Origin of the sequence: Draconibacterium sp., from assembly GCF_041583095.1 — a bacterium.
In the GTDB taxonomy this organism is placed as follows: domain Bacteria; phylum Bacteroidota; class Bacteroidia; order Bacteroidales; family Prolixibacteraceae; genus Draconibacterium.
Genome location: NZ_JBFHGM010000288.1, coordinates 1 through 6315, shown reverse-complemented (window position 1 = coordinate 6315; position 6315 = coordinate 1). Strand labels below are relative to the sequence as shown.

Annotated in this window: 3 protein-coding genes; all 3 read right to left on the bottom strand. The window is 41.0% G+C overall.

What is annotated here, in order from left to right; all coding sequences use genetic code 11:
* Positions 1-3383: HYR domain-containing protein (locus tag ABZB17_RS19220; RefSeq protein ID WP_372652640.1), on the bottom strand; the 3383-nt coding region annotated here is incomplete at its 3' end.
* Positions 3384-3478: 95 nt separating this feature from the next.
* Entirely contained in the window at positions 3479-4402 is a 924-nt protein-coding gene (locus ABZB17_RS19215; RefSeq protein WP_262485558.1) for a type IX secretion system membrane protein PorP/SprF, read from the bottom strand.
* A gap of 332 nt (positions 4403-4734) precedes the next feature.
* On the bottom strand, positions 4735-5955 hold the full coding sequence (locus tag ABZB17_RS19210) for a dipeptidase (protein ID WP_372652638.1): 1221 nt from the start codon (positions 5953-5955) through the stop codon (positions 4735-4737).
* Positions 5956-6315 lie beyond the last annotated feature (360 nt).

Below are 6315 nucleotides of genomic sequence, written 5' to 3'. Positions count from 1 at the left end.
TCAACTGTCGGCGTCGGGTTGACGGTAACAACAATATCATCGCTCGCTATCAAGCCATTTCCATCGGTTATAGTAACTGTATAAGTGTAATTTGTAACGCTATTCGATGGATTTGCTGTAGGGGAAACTGTTACTGCAGAGGATGTATTAGATGGAATGGTAGTGGCAGGACTCGAAGTCCACAAATATGTCAAGGCCGGATCACCTGTTGCACTCGCGTTTAGTGTAACCGTACTACCATCACAAATAACTTCGGGATCATCAACATTTGTAATTGTTACAGTTGGTTCTTCAAGTACAGAAAAAGACAAATTAGTTGATAAAGATGAGAAACTTACAGTATTTCCTGATATTGTAGCACCTGATATTTCACTCCATCCGGATGAGTAGTTTCCAACAATTAGATTTGTTGCTGCATTAGCAATATCACTTGCCAAATAATCAACATTTACAGTATAGGATGGACTGGACACCCCACTAACAGAAACTGTCCAGTAACGATTAAGATAATTGGTGGTATTTGCATTATCCGGATGAACAGAACCAATTGAAGAAACTTCGATATACGCACCTGCACTAATAGTCCCGGAATTTAGTGTAATACTTACCGGAATGTCATTCCCTGAGCCATCATCAAGAGGGAAGGTATAGGTTGTAAGTCCGGTTACAGCTTGTTGTAGTACATTACCATTAAGATTAATTGTTGTCGCGCTGTTCAGTGCTAAATGATTAACTAGAATATCACTTTCTAAAACCAGATCGGCATTTGATGATGAAGTTATTCGATCAAGTGGTATATCGCTTGAAATATTAAATGAAGAACCAGCCGGCGTTAAAGCATTTCCAAACTGGAAAGTCCCCCCAATTGTATTTTTTGTTCCGGTTCCACTCAGCAATCCAAGGTCGAGTTCGGAAGCTGCTGTACTTGGATTTTGGAATACTATTGTTCCACTTGTGAATTCAAAATTGCCGGCAGATGTTACCTGTAGCGATCCGGTATCACTTGCATTGTTTCCGTACGTACACAAAGTAACTGTGCCGCCTGAAATTGTTATTCCTGAGGTTAAATTTAATCCATCGGGGTCAAGTGTTCCCGATGCTGAATTATATAATCTACCCGCAATATCGACATCTCCACCGGTTACAATAAACGCTCCGTCAAATTGCGTGTGTACTTCATTCCCTGAATCATCACCTAAGGTTACATTACTTCCTGCAGCTATCCGAATTAATCCTTCATTAGTTATTGTAAAATCTCCTGTGGCTAATGAGCCTCCGGTAACATCGAATCCTGCCTCATATTCGATATCAAGCCCTATTGATGGATTCACAGAAAAACTGGAACCTCCCGGAACAGTAACTAAACCACTAGTCATTGTTAACAAGCCACTACTCAAAACTGTTACATCACCATTAATCGTTAATTCCGAAGAAAGGCCATCATCTTTATTCACAATCAAACCTTCGAAATCGGTTGTTCCGGAAATGTTTGCAGAACCAGGCCCCTTAAATTCGACTACTCCATTTGTTCCTCCATCGTAAGTACCACTATTTGTCCAATCTCCATATACCTGCAAAGTTGTACTAAGATTAGCACCATGATTCAATTCTCCACCTGATTCAATTGAAATGTTATTGCATACTGCAGCTGCATCAACTGTAACACTTACTCCATTCGGAATTATAACATCATCTTCCCAAGTTGGAACCAAAACTGTTTCACCCCAGGTTGCCGGATCATTCCAAGCCCCATCCTGAACGGCAGTAAAAGTTCCGGCCATCCCCGATTTCAAAATAACCTCATCCGCTTCAACACGAATTACATGCTCTGCAACTCCACGGTTTCCGTTTACATCGGTAATCTCATAAGTTCGGGTAATTGTATAAGGGCCATCCGGATTGCTTTTTGATTCGGAAGCCAGGCGGAATGTTGAATAATAAATTTGACAGTTGTCACGCACTGTACCGCCTGCATTGGCAAACTCAGTCCAGGTGGAATAAGCTGCCGGGAGAGATTGTCCGCATTTTCGTTGAATTGCTGCAGGAGCATTGAGCACCGGTGCCTGATTATCGGATACCAAAATGCTAAAATCAAAGGACAATAAACGAACACCATCCTCGTAAACCATTACGGTATAGTCGCCATCGCTTAAGGTGCTTTGGTCTTCAGCTCCCTGTACAATGCCACTTCCGTTTTGTGTCGACCATACAAAACTTACTATTCCTGATGTACCATTTACGGTCAGGTCAACGACTCCGGTTCTGCTGCCTTTACAACTAACATCGGTTTTTGCGAATAAGATTTCGGCCTGCGTTTCTGCTCCTGGTTCTAAAAGTACTTCCGGTTCGGTCGATTCAACTGTAGCTTCATAAGCCATTCCTTCTCCTGTTACCTCAATTACATGCTTAACTTCGCTTACATTGCCATCATCATCCGAAATACTATAGGTACGTGTTACTTTGTAGGGGCAGGTTATACCGCTGCTGGTTTGGCCCACATACCTAAAACTTCCGTAGTTAACCGAACAGTTGTCATTGGCACTTCCGCCTGCCTGTTCAAATTGTTCCCATGTTGTGAAAGCATCCGGTACCGGTTGTCCACATTCACTTTCCGAATCCGGTGGCGCAATCAGTTGCGGGGCTTCAGCATCGGTTACGGTTACGGTAAAACTATGAAGTGCCGTATTTACTCCATCGCTAATTCGATATTCAACCCGAGTTGATCCAACCGGGAACTGTTGACCTGAATTGTAATTACTGGTATAAATCAACTGATCCTGAGGTACACAATTATCGGCAGCAGAAGGTTCGGTCCAACTTACATTGGCATAACATTCTCCGGGCAGGTTTCGAACTGTTATATGTCCGGGAGAGCTGATTAACCGTGGAACCTGGTTATCGGAAACCGTAACAGTAAAAGTGCAGTTAATTGAGTTGTTGTAAAGAGTTGCACCGCGATAAGTAATTACTGTTGTTCCCTGATTAAAAGTATAACTGCCAATTTGGTTGATACCGGAACCGTTCGAAGCGGCTTCGGTTGCACCTGTCATTTCCCAGCTAAGTGTTGAAATGATGCCGTTGGGATCGGAAATGTCTAAACCATTACTGATAACTGCCACACAGGAATTCAGGTCGGTATATATGGAGATATCTTCCGGACAAACAATGCCTGTTGTATCGTCTTGAGAAGCAGGGATGTCCGAAATTTCCGAAAGTGTTTGATTTGAAATTGAAGGTGAAACAAAGCCCAATACAGAATCTTTTGCAGAAGAGAATGAGGCATAGCTCTCACTACTCACAGCATTGGGTTCTGTAAAACACAGAAAAACAGCCAGCAAAAAGAATGCTGTTTTTAAAGTCTGGTTATGTTTCGATTTGGTCACTTAACAATTCTTTTTTTAATAATTTTGGTCTTTACATAAATTTCAATTTAACCGTTACACAATCATTTCCGGGTTTGTAATTGCGTCTTTCGTCATTAAAAGTATCTGGACCTTAAATAGCTACGTCCAAAAAAGTCCACATCAAAACCAAAGGTAAATTCAAAAGTTCCGTTCTGATATGGGTATATTTCGTTTGTTGTTATGTCCATTGCAAATCCCACTCTAAACTTGTTGCTAAACATCCAGTTTCCGGTAAAACATATGGCACCACCGGTACGCCCCAAAACACCTAGCCAAAGTTTTTCGCGGATCATAAAATTTGCAGCCAAATCAATCTGAATTGGCGTACCCCAGGTTGCCTTAACCAGCAATGTGGGTTTAAATACAAAATAATTAAAGGGATCGAGCGGAAACACGTAACCACCGTTCAGGTAGATGGTACGCACCTCGGCACTGGTAGAATAATTATGGAAATTCTCTTTCAGATCGTTTTCAATAAGTTTGGGAATAGAGAATCCGGCATAAAAATAATCCTGGTAAATAAATATTCCGAAACCGAAATTGGGAAGAAATGATAAATCTACATCTTCATCAAAAGCCCTGTCGTACTTTCCGTCGGGATATAAAATGTATTCGGTAAGCGGGTTTTTATAGTTGGTAAAACCAAATTTCACGCCCATTCGCATACGTGTACGGCGCGAAAGGTATACTTCGTAGGCGTAATCGCCCAGTACAGTTAAGCGCTTTTCGCGACCAAAAGTATCGTTCATGATGTTGAGTCCAACACCAACAGCTTCGTTTCGTAAAGGTGAGTGAAATGAAATGTATTCAGTAAGAGGCGAACGGTTAATCCCAGCCCACTGTTTTCTTACTAAGGTGGTAAAACCTATTTTTTCCCACATTCCTGCATAAGCCGGGTTAATGATTTGGCCATTATACATGTATGAGGTGAAAATAGGATCTTGTTGTGCACCACACCTGAGTGATATTAGCAAGACAAATATCCCTAATACAACAATTCTTTTAATGACGATACAAATTTTCTCTTTACAACTATGGCAAACTACGACAATTTATTAACAAATGCAACTATATGTTGCGTAAAAAGATATCCACAAAGCCCTTAATAAATCAGTACTTTCAGAATTATCTTTGTTAATTTTCCCATATTGGGAAATGTTAATAACTCGGACGGACAAAATAAATTTTAATCCTGTCGTTAATCTTGCCTATTTAATAAAAAGAAAGCGCAAACCTCATCATCAAAAAAGGGAAAGACGGCCCCGTGATGATTATATTAAATAGAAGATTTATTATCAGTCAAAAATAGAATAATTTTCGTTTTTGTCTGCTAATTAACCGAACTCTTTTGGATTACCGCTGAAAATACGCGCAGGAAATTTCCACCCCAAACTTTGGTAATTTCCTCTTCGGTATAACCACGTTTTAACATTTCGGCTGTGATGTTTGGCATTTGGCTCACATCGGCACAATCGGCCAGTCCGCCGCCGCCATCAAAATCCGAGCCAATTCCCACGTAATCAATTCCCACCAGGTTTTTTACATGATCGATATGATCTACACAATCGGCAACAGTTGGCAACTGCTTGGGGTATTTCTCGTCCAGTTCGCGCCACTGTCTCCGCACTTCTGCCTGCTCCTCTTCGCTCATTTTTGCAAAACGTGTATTGAAAATTTTTCTTATTTCCTGTTCTTTCTGATAACGGACAGTGGTAGTATCGGGATCTTTAATGTAGTCGTCGAGCAAACAAATCTGAATTACACCACCGTTTTTAGCAAGTGCTTTTATCATATCATCGGTCATGTTACGCTTATGATTGGCAATTGCACGCACACTGGAGTGCGAAGCAAAAACAGGCACCTTGCTCAGTTCTACCACATCGTAAAATGATTTGTCTGAAATATGCGATACATCGATGAGCATTCCGAGGCGGTTCATTTCTTTCACAACCTCTTTTCCAAAGGAGCTTAATCCGTTAAATTCAGGCCCTTTTTTGTCGGTTGAGGAATCGCAAACATCATTGTTCGATGAGTGACAGAGTGTTATGTAACGAACTCCTTTATTGTAAAACTCCTCTACCCTGTCGAGTTCCTGACCCAGTGGAAATCCGTTTTCCATACCGATGTAAATGGCACGTTTCCCTTCCTTTTTTAGGCGAACAACGTCCCCGGGAGTAGTGGCCACCTCGGCTATACTATTGTATTTTTTGCACACCTCATAAGTTTTTTCAATCATCTTATTCGCCATTTCGTAGGCATTCTGCGTATTCTCTTCGGTACGTGGCCGCTGGCTGGTAAATGCCGCAAAAAAGATGGCATCCAATCCACCCTCTTGCATTCTCGGAAAATCAACCCGGCTTCCCGGCGCTTTGTTTGCTACCCCCACATCCAGATTGCCTTCCAACAGCGCCATTGGCGTATCACAATGTGTATCAATTGTTATTGCACGTTTATGTACTTCCATTGCTTTTCCATCTTTACCTTCACAAAATCCATTTAAGCCGGCTAACAGTCCCCCAACCATTAGCAAAAAAGAATATGCCTTAATCATTATAAAATGTTTTTTGATTTTAAACTGAAAGCAATTATAACAAATGTATTTTATAATAGGCCGTATTCTGTCAAAAAGAATTTATATTATAATTAAAAATAAATTTTGGTCAATACGATTCGCTCCAAAAAATCAAAAACCCACCACCTGTTTTACACCGCTAAAAGCCATGAGCAAAAGTGAAAGAGATGACCGTCCCGAATATCTTTAAATTTTGTCTTGTATATTTACCCGAAAAAAATTGAGAACAGACAGAAAACACAAATGGCTTATTCTTCCGGCGTTGGCAGGAATTGTTTTTGCGCTTACACTTATCCTGCGCCAACATCCCGGCTTTGTTGAAACCTGGTATGCGCAGCG

Coding starts and splice junctions, on each gene's coding strand:
- ABZB17_RS19210 (WP_372652638.1), bottom strand. CDS start 5,955: ATGATTAAGGCATATTCTTTTTTGCTAATGGTTGGGGGACTGTTAGCC.